The sequence below is a fragment of the Natrinema saccharevitans genome (assembly GCF_001953745.1).
Classification (GTDB): Archaea; Halobacteriota; Halobacteria; order Halobacteriales; family Natrialbaceae; genus Natrinema; species Natrinema saccharevitans.
Window position 1 is genome coordinate 58,341 of the sequence record NZ_LWLN01000001.1, and the last position, 13,314, is coordinate 71,654.

Annotated in this window: 16 protein-coding genes and 2 pseudogenes; 10 read left to right on the top strand and 8 right to left on the bottom strand. The window is 66.8% G+C overall.

The features are described 5' to 3' along the window. Window positions 1-3 precede the first annotated feature (3 nt). Window positions 4-378, bottom strand: a complete 375-nt coding sequence (locus A6E15_RS00330) for a hypothetical protein (RefSeq protein WP_076142871.1) — start codon at window positions 376-378, stop codon at window positions 4-6. A gap of 140 nt (window positions 379-518) precedes the next feature. On the opposite strand from A6E15_RS00330, the gene A6E15_RS00335 reads away from it, so the two are divergent. The 3 genes from A6E15_RS00335 (at window position 519) to A6E15_RS00345 (ending at window position 2,013) form a co-directional block, all read left to right on the top strand. Beyond that, complete coding sequence (locus A6E15_RS00335) at window positions 519-1,286, top strand: Nif3-like dinuclear metal center hexameric protein (RefSeq protein ID WP_076142872.1); 768 nt, start codon at window positions 519-521, stop codon at window positions 1,284-1,286. Window positions 1,287-1,416: 130 nt separating this feature from the next. Next, window positions 1,417-1,701 (top strand): hypothetical protein, encoded by a 285-nt coding sequence (locus tag A6E15_RS00340; RefSeq protein WP_076142873.1) that lies wholly within the window; start codon window positions 1,417-1,419, stop codon window positions 1,699-1,701. A 93-nt stretch (window positions 1,702-1,794) separates the two neighbouring features. Further along, complete coding sequence (locus A6E15_RS00345) at window positions 1,795-2,013, top strand: hypothetical protein (RefSeq protein ID WP_076142874.1); 219 nt, start codon at window positions 1,795-1,797, stop codon at window positions 2,011-2,013. A 220-nt stretch (window positions 2,014-2,233) separates the two neighbouring features. Here the strand turns inward: A6E15_RS00345 and A6E15_RS00350 are convergent, their stop codons facing one another. Beyond that, window positions 2,234-2,641: a pyridoxamine 5'-phosphate oxidase family protein gene (locus A6E15_RS00350; protein WP_076142875.1), complete on the bottom strand. Its 408-nt coding sequence runs from the start codon at window positions 2,639-2,641 to the stop codon at window positions 2,234-2,236. A 249-nt stretch (window positions 2,642-2,890) separates the two neighbouring features. Then, window positions 2,891-3,571, bottom strand: coding sequence for a glycosyltransferase (locus A6E15_RS00355; RefSeq protein WP_076142876.1), 681 nt, complete (start codon window positions 3,569-3,571; stop codon window positions 2,891-2,893). Window positions 3,572-3,821: 250 nt separating this feature from the next. Between A6E15_RS00355 and A6E15_RS00360 the strand changes: the two genes are divergently transcribed. Further along, window positions 3,822-4,028: a hypothetical protein gene (locus A6E15_RS00360; RefSeq protein WP_076142877.1), complete on the top strand. Its 207-nt coding sequence runs from the start codon at window positions 3,822-3,824 to the stop codon at window positions 4,026-4,028. A 358-nt stretch (window positions 4,029-4,386) separates the two neighbouring features. Further along, entirely contained in the window at window positions 4,387-5,136 is a 750-nt protein-coding gene (locus tag A6E15_RS00365) for an MIP/aquaporin family protein (protein ID WP_076142878.1), read from the top strand. Window positions 5,137-5,333: 197 nt separating this feature from the next. Here A6E15_RS00365 and A6E15_RS00370 read toward each other — a convergent pair. Together A6E15_RS00370 and A6E15_RS21265 are read right to left on the bottom strand one after the other, a co-directional pair. Continuing rightward, window positions 5,334-6,498: pseudogene (locus A6E15_RS00370) on the bottom strand (zinc-dependent alcohol dehydrogenase). Continuing rightward, window positions 6,495-6,809 (bottom strand): SRPBCC family protein, encoded by a 315-nt coding sequence (locus A6E15_RS21265; protein WP_076142879.1) that lies wholly within the window; start codon window positions 6,807-6,809, stop codon window positions 6,495-6,497. The pseudogene A6E15_RS00370 and the gene A6E15_RS21265 overlap by 4 nt, the downstream one beginning before the upstream one ends. A gap of 766 nt (window positions 6,810-7,575) precedes the next feature. Between A6E15_RS21265 and A6E15_RS00380 the strand changes: the two genes are divergently transcribed. Beyond that, window positions 7,576-8,958 (top strand): FAD-dependent oxidoreductase, encoded by a 1,383-nt coding sequence (locus A6E15_RS00380; protein ID WP_076142880.1) that lies wholly within the window; start codon window positions 7,576-7,578, stop codon window positions 8,956-8,958. Window positions 8,959-9,123: 165 nt separating this feature from the next. Here the strand turns inward: A6E15_RS00380 and A6E15_RS00385 are convergent, their stop codons facing one another. Further along, window positions 9,124-9,600 (bottom strand): pyridoxamine 5'-phosphate oxidase family protein, encoded by a 477-nt coding sequence (locus A6E15_RS00385; protein ID WP_076142881.1) that lies wholly within the window; start codon window positions 9,598-9,600, stop codon window positions 9,124-9,126. Window positions 9,601-9,726: 126 nt separating this feature from the next. Between A6E15_RS00385 and A6E15_RS21270 the strand changes: the two genes are divergently transcribed. The 4 genes and pseudogenes from A6E15_RS21270 (at window position 9,727) to A6E15_RS00400 (ending at window position 11,980) form a co-directional block, all read left to right on the top strand. Continuing rightward, entirely contained in the window at window positions 9,727-10,326 is a 600-nt protein-coding gene (locus A6E15_RS21270; protein WP_245800506.1) for a GMC family oxidoreductase, read from the top strand. Window positions 10,327-10,390: 64 nt separating this feature from the next. Next, window positions 10,391-10,577: pseudogene (locus tag A6E15_RS21835) on the top strand (GMC oxidoreductase); the annotation flags it as partial. Window positions 10,578-10,772: 195 nt separating this feature from the next. After that, window positions 10,773-11,438, top strand: a complete 666-nt coding sequence (locus tag A6E15_RS00395) for an AIM24 family protein (protein WP_076142882.1) — start codon at window positions 10,773-10,775, stop codon at window positions 11,436-11,438. Window positions 11,439-11,527: 89 nt separating this feature from the next. Then, window positions 11,528-11,980, top strand: coding sequence for a DUF2391 family protein (locus A6E15_RS00400; protein ID WP_076142883.1), 453 nt, complete (start codon window positions 11,528-11,530; stop codon window positions 11,978-11,980). Here A6E15_RS00400 and A6E15_RS00405 read toward each other — a convergent pair. Both A6E15_RS00405 and A6E15_RS00410 read right to left on the bottom strand, forming a co-directional pair. Further along, window positions 11,977-12,813 (bottom strand): GNAT family N-acetyltransferase, encoded by an 837-nt coding sequence (locus A6E15_RS00405; RefSeq protein ID WP_076142884.1) that lies wholly within the window; start codon window positions 12,811-12,813, stop codon window positions 11,977-11,979. The two genes, A6E15_RS00400 and A6E15_RS00405, sit on opposite strands and share 4 nt — an antisense overlap. 74 nt (window positions 12,814-12,887) lie before the next feature. After that, window positions 12,888-13,310, bottom strand: a complete 423-nt coding sequence (locus A6E15_RS00410; protein WP_076142885.1) for a universal stress protein — start codon at window positions 13,308-13,310, stop codon at window positions 12,888-12,890. Window positions 13,311-13,314: the final 4 nt, after the last annotated feature.

Sequence of the window (13,314 nt, forward strand, 5' to 3'; positions counted from 1 at the left end):
CGATCAACCGTCCTCCCCGTCGCTTCGTTCGCTCGGATGGGGCGTCTCCGGAGCGGCGGCCTGCCACTCGTCGGGATCGATGCCGCCGTCCGCTTCGTCGAGTCGATCCGTCGCAGCGTGGAGGTCGTACGCGGCGGCCACTCGATCGCGATCCGCCACGATCGCCCAGTACTCTCCCTTGTGTCGAACCAGATCACGATCTTTCAACCGTGAGAGCGCCGTCCCGACGGTGGTCGGATCTTCGTCGATGGCAGTCGCGATTTCCGACCGGGTGAACGCCTTGTCCCGCCGATCGGAGAGGTACCTGACTACCCGTTCCGGGACGCTTGCCCTGTTCGGAAGGTTCCCGGATTCGAAGTCGTCGATACTCACCGGCATGGGACGTACTTGGTGTGCGCCCGTAATCAGTGTACTGCTAGAATGAATCACCACTCCGGCCAAGCGTCAGCGCGTAGGACGGCCGTGTTCAGTCCAGTAGATCAGTCGGATACAAGTCGGTCTCGACCCTACGTGACCGTATGCAACTCTCGAGCGTCGTCGATCGACTCGACGAGGAGCTGCGAACCGCCGACTACGCCGACGTCGACGCCAGCGCCAACGGCCTGCAGGTCGGGCCCGACGAGGCCGAGATCGAACGGGCCGCGTTCGCCGTCGACGGCGTCCGCGAGACGGTCGACCGGGCGATCGAGGCCGACGCGGACCTGCTGGTCGTCCACCACGGGCTCTCGTGGGGCGGCTTCGACCGCGTGACCGGCCGGACCTACGACCGGATCGCCCCGCTGATCGAGAACGACCTCGCGCTGTACGTCTCCCATCTCCCGCTGGACGGCCACCCGGAACTGGGCAACGCCGCCGGCGTCGCCGACCTGCTCGCCCTCGAGAACCGCTCGCCCTTCGGCGACCACGGCCCCGAACACGTCGGCCAGCGCGGGACGGCTGCCGACCCCTACGCGCCCGCCGACCTGCGCGACCGCCTCGAGACCAACCTCGAGACCGGCGGCCAGCCGGTCCAGCACCTCGACTTCGGCCCCGACGCGATCGAAGACGTCGCGATCGTCACCGGCAGCGGCACCGACTGGCTCGACGAGGCCGTCGCTGCCGGCGCGGACGCGCTGGTGACCGGCGAAGGGAAAGGGAAGGTCTATCACGAAGCCCGAGAGGCCGGGATCCACGTCTTCCTCGCGGGCCACTACGCGACCGAGACCTTCGGCGTGCGATCCCTGCAGGAGTTCGTCGAAGAGTGGGGCCTCGAGACGACGTACCTCGAGGCCCCGACGGGGCTCTGACCGCCGTCCGTCGATAGGGATACCCGTACCTGTCGGAACCGATGCGTGAGCCGACGAACCGATCCCAATCGGCAGTTGCGAACGCGGACGCGGCCATACTTTTTCGTTCGATCGGCCGGCATTCGTGTCTATGGACATTGATATCGAGGCGTTCTTTTCCGAACCAGGCGGCTGGGAGGAGGCGCGGATATCCATCGGTAGTTCGATCGCCTTCTTCGGGATCTATGCGTGCTTCGAACTCCTGTACAACAGCGGTTCACTCTCGTTGCTGGTTTTCGGAAGCGCGACGGCTCTGTCCGGTACCGCGGAACTGTTGCCGAAGAACCGACGGCGATCCGCGATCGTCCTCCGGGTAACGGCGATCGTGCTGCTCGTCGCGCTGATCGCAGTGGCGCTTCGCTCGCTGCTGTGGTGATTCGACTCGAGGCTGGTCGACGCGTCCGGAATGGGTGAACCCCCTCTTTCAGGTATCCTTACCGTTATGTCACGCCCGTCGAAACGACGCCTCGTGACTTCACCACAGACGCCACTCTCGGTTTCGACCGACGTGGAAGACGGTGCCAGAATCGCCGCGATCCACCTCGTCTGGGGCGCTATCGCCGCCGTTTTCGCCCACGGAATCGGCAACGTCGGCGGCCCCGGCAGCCTCTTCACTGCGATCGGCCCGCAACTCGATGCGCTCTTCGCGCTGACCGGACTGCTCAACGCCGTTCTCTATCTCCTGTAGCGCACCGTCGACTACTGGCAGCAGGTCGCCGCGTAACCGCTCGAGTCCGCGGGCCGCTCAATCCAGAGTCGCGACGGTGAAACCGCTGGCTCCGGACGCGTGGACACGAGCGACGACCACGATCGCGGCGGCGACGCCGCTGGTCGGCCTCTCGGGCGCGACGTGAGACGAGACCCGCTCGTGAAGCGAACTCGAGGGATAGTCACACGGCCGCCGGCGCTCACTCGAGATCGTCGTCGTAGGTCCGATAGGTCGCCGAACCAACGTCGATCCGGACCAGCCGGTTGTCGGCGTAGGCGTCCTGATCGGCGTCGTACTTCGCGTTGATCCGGCGGCGGGCCGCGTCGGTCGCGGCCGTGTCGTCGACGACCGTCGCCGTCCCCAGCAGCGTCACCATCCATCGCGCGTGGCCGTCCTCGTCTTGCTGGATCGAGAGCGCGACCCGCGGGTTCTCCCCGACGTTCGCCAGCTTCCGCCCCGTCGTGACGACCTCGACGACGTCCTCGTCGGCGAGGTAGTGGTACCAGACCGGCGCGACGTGGGGCCGTCCGTCGGCGCAGGTCCCGAAGTGGGCCATCAGCCGCTCGTCCTCGAGCAACCGCTCGGCTTCGGGTGGAACGGTGGACACGCGTGCAGTACCCACGGACGGAGACATAAGGGACCCACATGATCGTGCCGGTCACGTCCCACTTGTGCCCCCGGCTGCCACACCGTTCGTTAGCACCTCGTCCCTGACGGGACGTATTCGGGAGTCCCTGCCATGCCCCGATCGACCGCCGTCGCGGCCCGGAACCAGCGACCGACGAGATCGCCGTCTGCGATGCCGATTCGCGGGCCGACGGCCCTCGTTGAGACGCCGTCGTGGCCGCCGAGTCGTTCAGTCGGCCGCTCGGAGCCGCTCGAGGTCGAGTCGCAAGTAGTGACCCAGCGTCACTGTCAGCCCCAGGTCGGCGATCCGGCGGCCGGAACTCTCGACCAGCACCGTCCGCCGGTAGCCAGTCGGGTAGCTGGCGGCCAGCCGCCGGCTGAACGCCGTGGCCTCGTTTGGCACGTCGGGAAAACCGCCGACGTCCTCGAAGGCCCGCCGGTGGACCAGACAGCTGAACCCGGTCAGGATTGGCCGCTCGAGCCGCGAGAAGCCGTGATTGATCGTCGCTTCCACGAGCTTTGCACGCCGCGGGCCGGTGATCCGACAGTAGGAACTGGCCGCTGCCAGCTTCTTGCGCTCGACGAATCCCAACAGTTCGGTCAGGTACGTCGCCCAGACACGCGTGTCAGCGTCGATAAAGGCCAGCCACTCGCCGTCGGCGCGCTCGGCCCCGAGGTTCCGGGCCGTAGCGATACTGTGGCCGCCCTCCTGGACCACCGCCGCGCCGTACTCGCGGGCGATCTCGCGGGTGTCGTCGCTCGAGTCGCCGTCGACGACCAGTACCTCGTACTCGTAGGCCGTGTCCAGCGCGGCCAGACTCGCGAGGGTCCCCCGCAGGTAGTCGCTCTCGTTTCGCGCCGGTACCACGAAACTCACGTCGACCGCGTCGTCGCCTCCAGCGCCCGTCATCGTCTTACTCGAGCCCTCTCTTGGGCGACTTCTCAAGCTATCGGAGTCCGACCGCTCGGAGAGAGCCGTGGGACCGTGGCCCGTGCGAATTACTTTCAACTATCGACTCCCGGAGAACATGTCTATCATGAACTTTTATAATCCTGGAGTTGGTACGGTGGAGTAAGCAATGTCGGTCGTACACGTACGCGCCTGAATCAGTCGCTGACGACGAGTACCGATTTTCGACGACAGACACAACCCGACCGACATGAGCACCCAACACCTCACTCGACCCGACGCCGAACCGACGCCCGACCGCACCCGATCCACACCCTCGAGTACCCTCGAGGACCCCCGGACCGCGACCGACCGCGCGCCGCGGACGTTCTCCCACCGCGATGGGGGGCGACTCGAGAACCTGATCGACGAGTGGAACTCGGCTTTCGCCAACGCCGGGGGCGACGAAGCGGCGTAATCGCTCGAGCGAGTCCTAATCCAAACCGTCTTTGGAGCGACGCGCGTAGCCTCGCGTGGCCGATGACGATCCACTCGCTCCGAACCGGACTCGGCACCCGGTGACGACGAGCCCTATGAGTGCCGAGGCCATCGATTTCCGGAAAGAAATCCTGTTCGGGCCTCGATCGGCGAGTCGGTGCCCGGTATCGGGTCGGTAGCCGATCGAAAGCAGTGACTCGAGAGGAATCCGCGGGTAGCGGCCGTGTGAACGTTTACGATCCCAGACACGGTGTGACGACTGTCCGGAACGACAGACAGTACGGGGGTTTCGGCGGTTAGGAGGTGTCGTTATTACCGGCTGTAGCTCATGGTTGGCAATGACTACCGAACAGTTCACTACCACACAGAAACTCGTCGCGGAGTTTTTCGGGTCCGCAACGCTCGTCTTCGTCCTCGTTTCGTCGGGACTGCTCGCCGATGGGGTTCTCGGTGCGAGTCCGAGCATCGGCGTCCTTTTCATCGGATTGGCGACGGCCGGCTGGCTGTTCGTAATCGTGCAGATGCTCGGCCCGATCAGTGGCGCCCACGTGAATCCCGCTGTCACTATCGCACTGGTCGTGACCGGCGATACGGATATGAGGACCGCACGTCAGTACATTCCCGTTCAGTTCGCCGGCGGCATCCTCGGCGTCGCTCTGGCGGGACTCACCTTCGTGAGTACGATCGGGTGGGAGGTGTTCGCCGTCTCCGCCGTCGAACGACCCGCATCTACCTGGCTGGCCGAGTTCCTCGGAACGATGCTGCTCGCGTCGGCCGTCATCTCGCTGCTCCGTCAGGACAGCGAGTGGATCGGTCTCGCAGTGGGCTTTACCGTCGGCATGGGAATCATCGGAACCGCCTCGACGGCGTTTTTCAACCCGCAGGTGGCGCTCGCTCGAGTCTTCACCTCCGGGATCGCCGGTATCCAACCGTTCGACGCCGTCATGTTCATCGTCGCCTCGACGCTCGGGGGCGTCGCAGCCGGTCTCATGTGGCGGTATCTCTGGCCGCGACCGACGCCGATCGACGAAGGCGAGCCGAAATCCGACGACGATTCCGTCCTCGAGGAACTGGTTATCGAGTCGTGACATTCCCCCGCGCCTGAAGTCGCGGGAAGCGACGACGTGGACCTTCAGATTGCGCGTTTCCTTGGGGCTCAAGTACGCTTTCGCGTGATCCTTCGACGGATCTCGACGAGGGTTGGCCACCAGCGCTCGGCGTCCATCGATCGTCCCGTACACGTCGCGACCAAAACGGTGTGTGTTCGCTCGCCGAGCCGCCCCCGTCAGGGTTCCAGCACGACCGTGATACACCCGTCTTCCTTGTCGCGAAACGTCTCGTACATCTCGGGTCCCTTCTCGAGCGGCTCCCGGTGCGTGATGACGAACGACGGATCGATCTCGCCGTCCTCGATCTTCTCGAGGAGCGGGTCGAGATACCGCTGGACGTGCGTTTGCCCCGTATCCACGGTCAGGGCCTTGTTCATCAGCGGGCCGACGGGGACGTCGTCCGCGTGGCCGACGTAGACGCCGGGGACCGAGAGCGTCCCGCCCTTCCGGCAGCACCTGATCGCCTGCCGGAGGACGTGAGGGCGATCGGCCTCGAGGTTCAGTTGCTGTTTGGCCTCGTCCGTGGTCGCCATGAGCCCGGTGCCGTGGGCCTCGGTGCCGACCGCGTCGATACAGCGGTCGGGGCCGCGGCCGCCGGTCACGGCCATCAGGCGGTCGTAGACGTCCTCCTCCTCGAAGTGGACGGTCTCGGCGTCCCCGTGTTCGCGGGCCATCGCGAGCCGCTCTGGCACGCGGTCGATCGCGATGACGCGCCCGGCGTCGAACAGCCAGGCGCTCTGGATGGCGAACTGGCCGACCGGGCCGCAGCCCCAGACCGCGACGGTATCGTCTGCTTCGATCTCGGCGTTCTCGGCGGCCATATAGCCGGTCGGGAACACGTCCGAGAGGAGCAGTACCTGCTCGTCGGGGAGGTCCGAGTCGACCGTGATCGGGCCGACTCGGCGAAGGGGACCCGCAGGTACTCCGCCTGCGCGCCGGCGTAGCCGCCCAGCATGTGCGAGTAGCCGAACAGCCCGGCCGGCGACTGCCCCATCACCTTCCGGGCCAACTCGGCGTTGGAGTTCGAGTTGACACACAGCAATCACATGCCTGCTGGGAGAACCAACAGGAGCCACAGCTGATGATGAACGGGACCACGACGCGGTCGCCCGCCTCGAACGTGTGGACGTCCTCGCCGACCGCGACCACCTCGCCCATCGGCTCGTGGCCGACGAGGTCGCCCTCCCGCATCGAGGGGACGTAGCCGTCGTACAGGTGCAAATAGGACCCACAGATCGCCGTAGCGGTGATCTCGGCGACCGCGTCGTGGGGTTGGCGCTCGGGCTCGGGCACCTCGTCGACCCGGATGTCCCCCTCGCCGTGCCAGCACAGCGCCCTCACAGGGCATCACCCGCGCCGCGGGTGGAGGGGTTCGACTCGAGCGAGGGGATCTCGCCCGTCTCGGCGAGGCTCTTGAACCGATCGAGGACGACGCCCGCGAGCGACTCGGGGACGACCCCGAGTCGGTCGGTCACCGCGGCGCCGACGGTCCCGCCCGCCGGCTCGAAGCGAAATCGGAAGGTCACCTCCGTCCCGCGGCCGGCCGGCGCCTCGCGAAAGCGGATCGCGCCGAGCGGGCCGCTCGCGGTCCAGTGCCAGCGGTCCTCGCTTCGTGCGCTGACCTCGAGCAGGTCGCCGTAGAGCCGCGCCATCGTCTCGGGGTCGCGCCAGCGCGCTCGGGACCCCCTCGGGCGGCGCGCCGACCGTGACGGAGCAGGTCGTTTCCACCGCGGCCGTCGCGTCCTCCCGATCGGTCTCGACGGCCGGACCCCTCCCCTCGGCGTCGCTGCCGGCTCGGCCGCCGCCGAGTCCCCGGTAGAGCAGCCAGGCGCCGGCGGTCGCTGCGGCGAGCCGGCCGCCCCGTCCCAGTGACCGCCCCGGACACGGCCTATCGTCTCGCGCGAGACGGTATCGGGTCATTCGGTCCCTCGCGACATTCACCGAACCGTCGTTTGTCGGTAGTGCCCGCAAGCGCAGGCTCGAGCGGGCGTGATCGCCGTCGCCTGACGGCTCGCGCCCCGCGCCGACGACACCGAAACTCCTCGAGGGTTTTCTATCGCCCCAACGACGTGACTCGAGTCTCGGTGCGTCGCGGTCGGACTGGCGGGTCAGGAGCTCGGCCCACCGTGTCGAGACGGTACGTCGTCTGTCGATAGGCTATGCGGGCATTTACGACCGAACGGCGGGATCGGCGCGGCCGGACGGGGGAGTCGGCCGAACGAACGGAACACAGTTTCCCGACGAATTCTCCGGTATCGGGGATCGAAGACCCGGTCTGCCGGATCTCTCGGCCGTCGGCCGGTCCCGTGCCTTCGACCGTCGATACGCACGTCGACGACTGTCGAAACTCGGATCGAAAAAATATGAGTTATACGTCTGGAGTCGAGCGAGTGCAATACGGACTCACACGATTCAATAATGTCTGGTAAATACGATCTCGTAATCGTCGGCGGGGGTATCAGTGGTGCATCACTGCTCTACACGACTGCGAAGTTCACCGACATCGACTCGATCGCGCTGATCGAGAAGGAGTCGGAGGTCGCGGCGATCAACTCACATCACACGAACAACTCCCAGACGCTGCACTTCGGGGACATCGAGACCAACTACACGCTCGAGAAGGCCGAGGAGGTCAAGGAGGGCGCGGAACTGCTCGCCGGCTACCTCGAGAACTACGACCCCGACCGGGAGATGCACGACAAGCGCAGCAAGATGGTACTCGGCGTCGGCGAGGACGAAGTCGCCGAACTCGAGGAGCGGTACCACGACGAGGGCTTCGGCGACCTCTTCCCGAAGCTCCGCCCGATCGACCGCGAGGAGATCGGCGAGATCGAACCCAAGGTCGTCGAGGGACGGGACCCCTCGACGGAGATGCTCGCGCTGCAGACGCCGGACGGCTACGTCGTCGACTACGGCCGGACGACGAAGTCCTTCGTCGAGGAGGCCGAGGAGGAGGCCAACGTCGACGTCTTCACCGGGACCGAGGTCAGGGACATCACGCCGACGCTGGACGGCTACACGATCGAGACCGACGCGGGTCGGTTCGACTGTGACGCGACGGTCGTCGCCGCCGGTTCCCACAGCCTCCAGATGGCCAAGGAGTTGGGCTACGGCCAGGACAAGGTCTTGCTGCCCATCGCGGGGAGTTTCTTCCTCGCCGACGACCTCCTGAACGGGAAGGTCTACACGCTCCAGATGAAGAAGCTACCCTTCGCGGCCGTCCACGGCGACGCCGACGTCCACGACGACTCGATCACTCGGTTCGGCCCGACCGCCAAGCTCGTCCCCGCCCTCGAGCGCGGTCGCATCTCGACGGTCAAGGACTTCCTCGACGTCTTCGGGCTGAACGCGGCCGCTTTCCTCAGCTACGCGAACATCCTCTCGGATCGGGTCCTGCTGCCCTACGTCCTCCAGAACCTCGTCTACGACCTCCCGAACGTCGGCCGGAAGCAGTTCCTTCCCCACGTCCAGAAGGTCGTTCCGAGCGTCGAACTCGAGGACATCGAACGCGCGAAGGGCTACGGCGGCGTCCGGCCCCAGATCGTCGACACGAAGAACAAGTCCCTGGATATGGGCGAGGCCAAGATCGTCGGCGACGACGTCATCTTCAATATCACGCCGTCGCCGGGCGCCTCGACCTGTCTCAAGAACGCCATGCGGGACACGCACACGCTGCTTGACTTCCTCGAGGGTGACTACGAGTTCGACGAGGAAGCGTTCCGCGAGGCGACGATCGACAACTTCCCGCGCGGCGACGACGCCGCGGGCAAGAAGGTCGCCGCGCCCGACGCCGACGACTGAGCCGCCGCGCCCTCGAATCGACGCGAACCCGTTCGAGGTGGTTTCGAGGCGACTCGAGCGCCGTTTTCCCCGATCGACGATCGGCCGCGAGCCCGCGTCTCGTAGTCGCTGAAACGATTCACACACTAATCGCGACGCCGTCGTGCGATCAGGTGTGCGATGACTTCAGCGGCTACTATTGGCCGTGTCCTCTCCCGCTCTACGCCCCATCCGCGCGCTGTAGTCCCAGCTGTAGATCTCCCGGGGCTCGATCCGAACGCGGACCTCCTCGCGGTCGTCGTCGAGCAGTTTCGTCGCCAGCGGCGAGTCCGTATCGTCGAGATACCGCTCGATCAGCGATCGGAGGACGGCCTTGTCCTCGTCGGGCGCGATCTCGACGGTTCCGGTCCCCCTGATCCCGCGGTAGGGAACGTCGTTCGTCGAGATGTCGAAGCCGACCGCCGGCTCGCGGCGGAGGAACCGAACGACGGCGGCGTTCGCACCCGTCGCACACTCGAGGGCACCGTCGCGGTAGCGATACCACAGCGCGACCGGCCACAGCGACCCGTCGGGCCGGTGGGTCGCGAGCCGGATCGGAATGGTCGCCTCCTGGAGGAACGCCTCGACGCCGTCCTCGTCCCACGCGCCGCGGAAGTCAGTCATACGTGACCGTTCGGGAAGGAGCCTCAAAAAGCTCGACCTGGCGTCGCGTCACGTCCCGATCGAGCGCTCACGCTCCGCCGAAGCCGTGTCGGTGACTCGAGGGCACGCGTCGGCGGCCCGCGACACGTGGCCGACATTCGGTCGCCGAACGAACTCAGCGAGGCGTACCTCGAGGCGGGGCGGGCGGTCGGCCTGTCCCACAACGAGGACTTCAACGCCGGCGAGCAGGCGGGGGTCGGCTTCTATCAGGTGACCCAGCGGGACGGCCGCCGCCACAGCGCCGCCGACGCCTACCCGAACCCCGTCCTCGATCGCCCCAATCTGACCGCCGTGACGGGGGCCCGGGTGACGCGGATCCGGTTCGACGGCGACGGCAGCCCCGCGACCGTCGACGCGAGCGAGGAGGAGATCGTCTCGGCCGGCGCGATCGACTCGTCGCAGTTGCTCACGCTGTCGGGCGTCGATCCGGCGGATCACCTCGAGCGCCACGACGTCGACGTCGTCGCGGACCGCCCCGGCGTCGGCCGGAACCTGCAGGTCGGGGTCAACTACGAGTGCGAGAACCCGATCAGTCTCGCCGACGCGGACTCGCTGGTGAACCTCGCGACGTTCTTCCTCCTGAAACGGGGGCCGCTGACTTCGAACGTCGCGGAGGCCGGCGGCTTCGCGACCGTCACCGCCGACGCCGACCGCCCCGAGATCCAGTTCCACTTCGCCCCGTCGTAGTACCTGATCGGGGGGCGACGACCTCGCGGTCCTGCTCGAGGGGATCAAACTGGTCCGGGAGATCCTGCGGGCCGAGCCGTTCGACGAGTATCGCGGCGAAGAGGTGGTGCCGGGAGCGGCCGTCCAAAGCGACGAGGCGCTGCTCGAGTACGTCCGCGAGACCGCCGAGACGCCGTATCTCCCCTGCAAGATGGGCGACGAGTTGGCGGTCGTCGACGACCGACTCCGGGTGCGACGTCGAGGGACTGCGCGTGGTCGACGTCTCGGTGATGCCGACGAGCACCAGCGGCAACACGGACGCGACGACGATGATCGCGGAGAAGGCGGCGGATCTCGTTCGAACCGACGGCTGATCCGACCGCTCGAGCGCCGCCGGCGTCGTCTCGGAGCGCGGAACTGATAGATAGGTAACTATTTCACCGTCCCCGACAAACCCTCGAACGACTATGAACGTCGACGACTTCGTCACCGAAAACGAACCGAAAGCCGGCGGCGAGGCCTTCCAACTCGAGAACGACAAGCTGCTCGACGTCGCCGTCGACGGCTCCGTGATCGCAAAGGCGGGCTCGATGATCGCCTACGACGGGGACCTCTCCTTCGAGGGGATCTCCTCGGCCGAGGGCGGCATCACCGGCTTCCTCAAGGAGAAGGCGACCGGGGAGGGGACGCCGGTCATGGAGGCGACCGGCACCGGCCACCTCTATCTCGCCGATCAGGAAAAGAAGATCCAGCTGCTGGAACTCGACGCCGGCCAGTCGATCTCGGTCAACGGCAACGACGTCCTCGCGTTCGAGCCGAGCGTCGACTACGAGATCAGGACCGTCGAGAGCATCGCCGGCTTCTCGGCCGGCGGGCTGACCAACGTCTTCCTCGAGGGGCCGGGGACCGTCGCGATCACGACCCACGGGGACCCGCTGGTCCTGCGACCGCCGGTCAGGACCGACCCCAGCGCGACCGTCGCCTGGAGCGGGACGACGCCCGGCAGTCACGTCGACAAGGCGTTCTCGAACATGATCGGGCAGTCCTCCGGCGAGACCTACCAGCTCGAGTTCACCGGGTCCGAGGGGTTCGTCGTGGTCCAGCCCTACGAGGAGCAGTCGCCACAGCAGTGACGGCCGCCCCGCTGGGACCGTCGGCGTCGGGACCGGTCCCCGAGTCGGTCGAGCGGGAGCGTTTTACCGCTCCGCCGTAATCGACCGGCATGAAACTTCGACGGCCCCGCCGACCGCGGGATTTCCGGCCCGCGGACTCGGCCCAGCAGATCGTCGGCGGGTTCCTGCTCGCCGGCCCGTTCGTCGTCACCGAGGAGGTCTGGACGCTCGCGGCGAGCATGAACCTCTTTCAGGCGGTCGGGACCGTGATCGTCGTGTTCGGGATCGGGTACGGCGCGCTCTATACCGCGGACACGACCCGCGACGCGGACGACGAACGGGAGGTCGCCGGAATTCCGTTGCGGTTCATCTCGCTGATGATCGTCTCCTTCGGCGCGGTGACTGTCCTCGCGCTCCTGCTGGACGCCCCCGACACGTTCATCCGGGATGCGAAGTCGACCCGCGAGGTCGCAAAGACGACGTTCAAGGCCATCAGCGTTGGCTCGGTGTTCAGCGTCGTCGGTGCGGCGACGGCCGACAGCATCTTCGCGAAGAACGGCTAGAGGCGCGAGTCGTCGTAGGAGTCCGTGGACCGCTCCGCGTGATCGTTCCCGCAGTCGGGACAGGCGAGCCGTTCCATGTTGTCCATCGAGACCTCGAGCGAGCCGCAGTTCGCACAGTAGTAGCCGTACTGCTGCTCGAGGGCCTCGTCCTCGTAAGTCGGGAAAAACGGTGCCGCGGTGCCGGAGTCGGCCTCGTCGCGGGCGAGATAGACCCTCGTTCCGCCGTCGGTCGTGGTCAGGCTCCCGTCGGCCATCTCCGTGTCGGGGAGGTCCTCGTCGGCCGTGTCGGCGGTGGCCGTCGCGTCGTCCGCGCGCGAGTCCGTCGGGAGGGACACGTCGACGTCGGGATCGGTGTAGACGTACGTCACGAGCGACTCGCCGGCGACGACGACCTCCCGATCGCCGTCGTGTTCGAGGCCGAACCGTTCGACGAACCCGTGGCCCTCGGTGTTTTCCTCGAGGACGGTTACGCGGACGTGGTCGGCCCCGCGATCGCGGAGGCGCTCGGTCATCGTCTCGTAGAGTTCCGTGCCGATCCCCCGCCCGCGGTGTTCCGGATCGACGAACAGCCAGTCGACCTCGCCCCACTCGTCCGCGAGCCGTCCCTCGACGACGCCGGCGATGGTCGTCCCCTCGATTCCGTCGCCGGTCTCGACGACCCGAAGCAGCGTCTCCTCGTCGTCGATCTTCGCGGCGACCTCCTCGTCGTCGAACTCCTCGTCGGCGATCCCGTCGATCTGGTCCGGGCTGAGCCTGACCGAGGTCGTCATCGAACTCTCCACGACGCCCCGGATCCGCTCGCTCTCGGCCGGTTCCGGCTCCCGTATCTCCATAGTGGGTAGTCGTCGCCGACCCGGATAAGATGGATGCCGGCAGGAACAGCCGACGTTACGAGCGCCCGGTCACGTCACTCCTCGCCGCCGCCGGTGACGACGACCGGCCAGTCGGACCTGAGGATCACGCCCTGCGTGGTGCTGCCGAAGAGTGCCTTACCGACGGGCGAGCGCTTCCGACCGCCGAGGACGATCGAGTCGACGTCGTACTCCGCGGCCTCCTCGAGGATGTCGTCTTCCGTGTCGCCGCTGTCCTCGATCAGGGTCACGTCGATGCCGGCCTCCTCGAGGCGTTCCTTCGCGCGCCGGACCGAGCCGATTCGGGAGGCGGACTTGAACTTCTCGAACTCCTTCGGGAGCTTCTCGCTGTTCTCGGTGAAGACGAAGAGGACGTACACCTCGACCGACTCCGCCGCGTCGGGCAGCGACGCGACGTACTCGGCCTGCTCGACTGCGCGGTCCTCGCTGGCATCGACGGGCATCAGCACGCGGTACATGCGC

Bases quoted from the DNA above. Each gene is read 5' to 3' on its own strand.
- A6E15_RS00340 (WP_076142873.1), top strand. From the start codon at position 1,417: ATGGACATTGATATCGAGGCGTTCTTTTCCGAACCAGGCGGCTGGGAG.
- A6E15_RS00335 (WP_076142872.1), top strand. From the start codon at position 519: ATGCAACTCTCGAGCGTCGTCGATCGACTCGACGAGGAGCTGCGAACC.
- A6E15_RS21265 (WP_076142879.1), bottom strand. From the start codon at position 6,809: ATGGCGCGGCTCTACGGCGACCTGCTCGAGGTCAGCGCACGAAGCGAG.
- A6E15_RS00405 (WP_076142884.1), bottom strand. From the start codon at position 12,813: ATGGAGATACGGGAGCCGGAACCGGCCGAGAGCGAGCGGATCCGGGGC.
- A6E15_RS00380 (WP_076142880.1), top strand. From the start codon at position 7,576: ATGTCTGGTAAATACGATCTCGTAATCGTCGGCGGGGGTATCAGTGGT.
- A6E15_RS00400 (WP_076142883.1), top strand. From the start codon at position 11,528: ATGAAACTTCGACGGCCCCGCCGACCGCGGGATTTCCGGCCCGCGGAC.
- A6E15_RS00395 (WP_076142882.1), top strand. From the start codon at position 10,773: ATGAACGTCGACGACTTCGTCACCGAAAACGAACCGAAAGCCGGCGGC.
- A6E15_RS00330 (WP_076142871.1), bottom strand. From the start codon at position 378: ATGCCGGTGAGTATCGACGACTTCGAATCCGGGAACCTTCCGAACAGG.
- A6E15_RS00365 (WP_076142878.1), top strand. From the start codon at position 4,387: ATGACTACCGAACAGTTCACTACCACACAGAAACTCGTCGCGGAGTTT.
- A6E15_RS00410 (WP_076142885.1), bottom strand. From the start codon at position 13,310: ATGTACCGCGTGCTGATGCCCGTCGATGCCAGCGAGGACCGCGCAGTC.
- A6E15_RS00385 (WP_076142881.1), bottom strand. From the start codon at position 9,600: ATGACTGACTTCCGCGGCGCGTGGGACGAGGACGGCGTCGAGGCGTTC.
- A6E15_RS00355 (WP_076142876.1), bottom strand. From the start codon at position 3,571: ATGACGGGCGCTGGAGGCGACGACGCGGTCGACGTGAGTTTCGTGGTA.
- A6E15_RS00360 (WP_076142877.1), top strand. From the start codon at position 3,822: ATGAGCACCCAACACCTCACTCGACCCGACGCCGAACCGACGCCCGAC.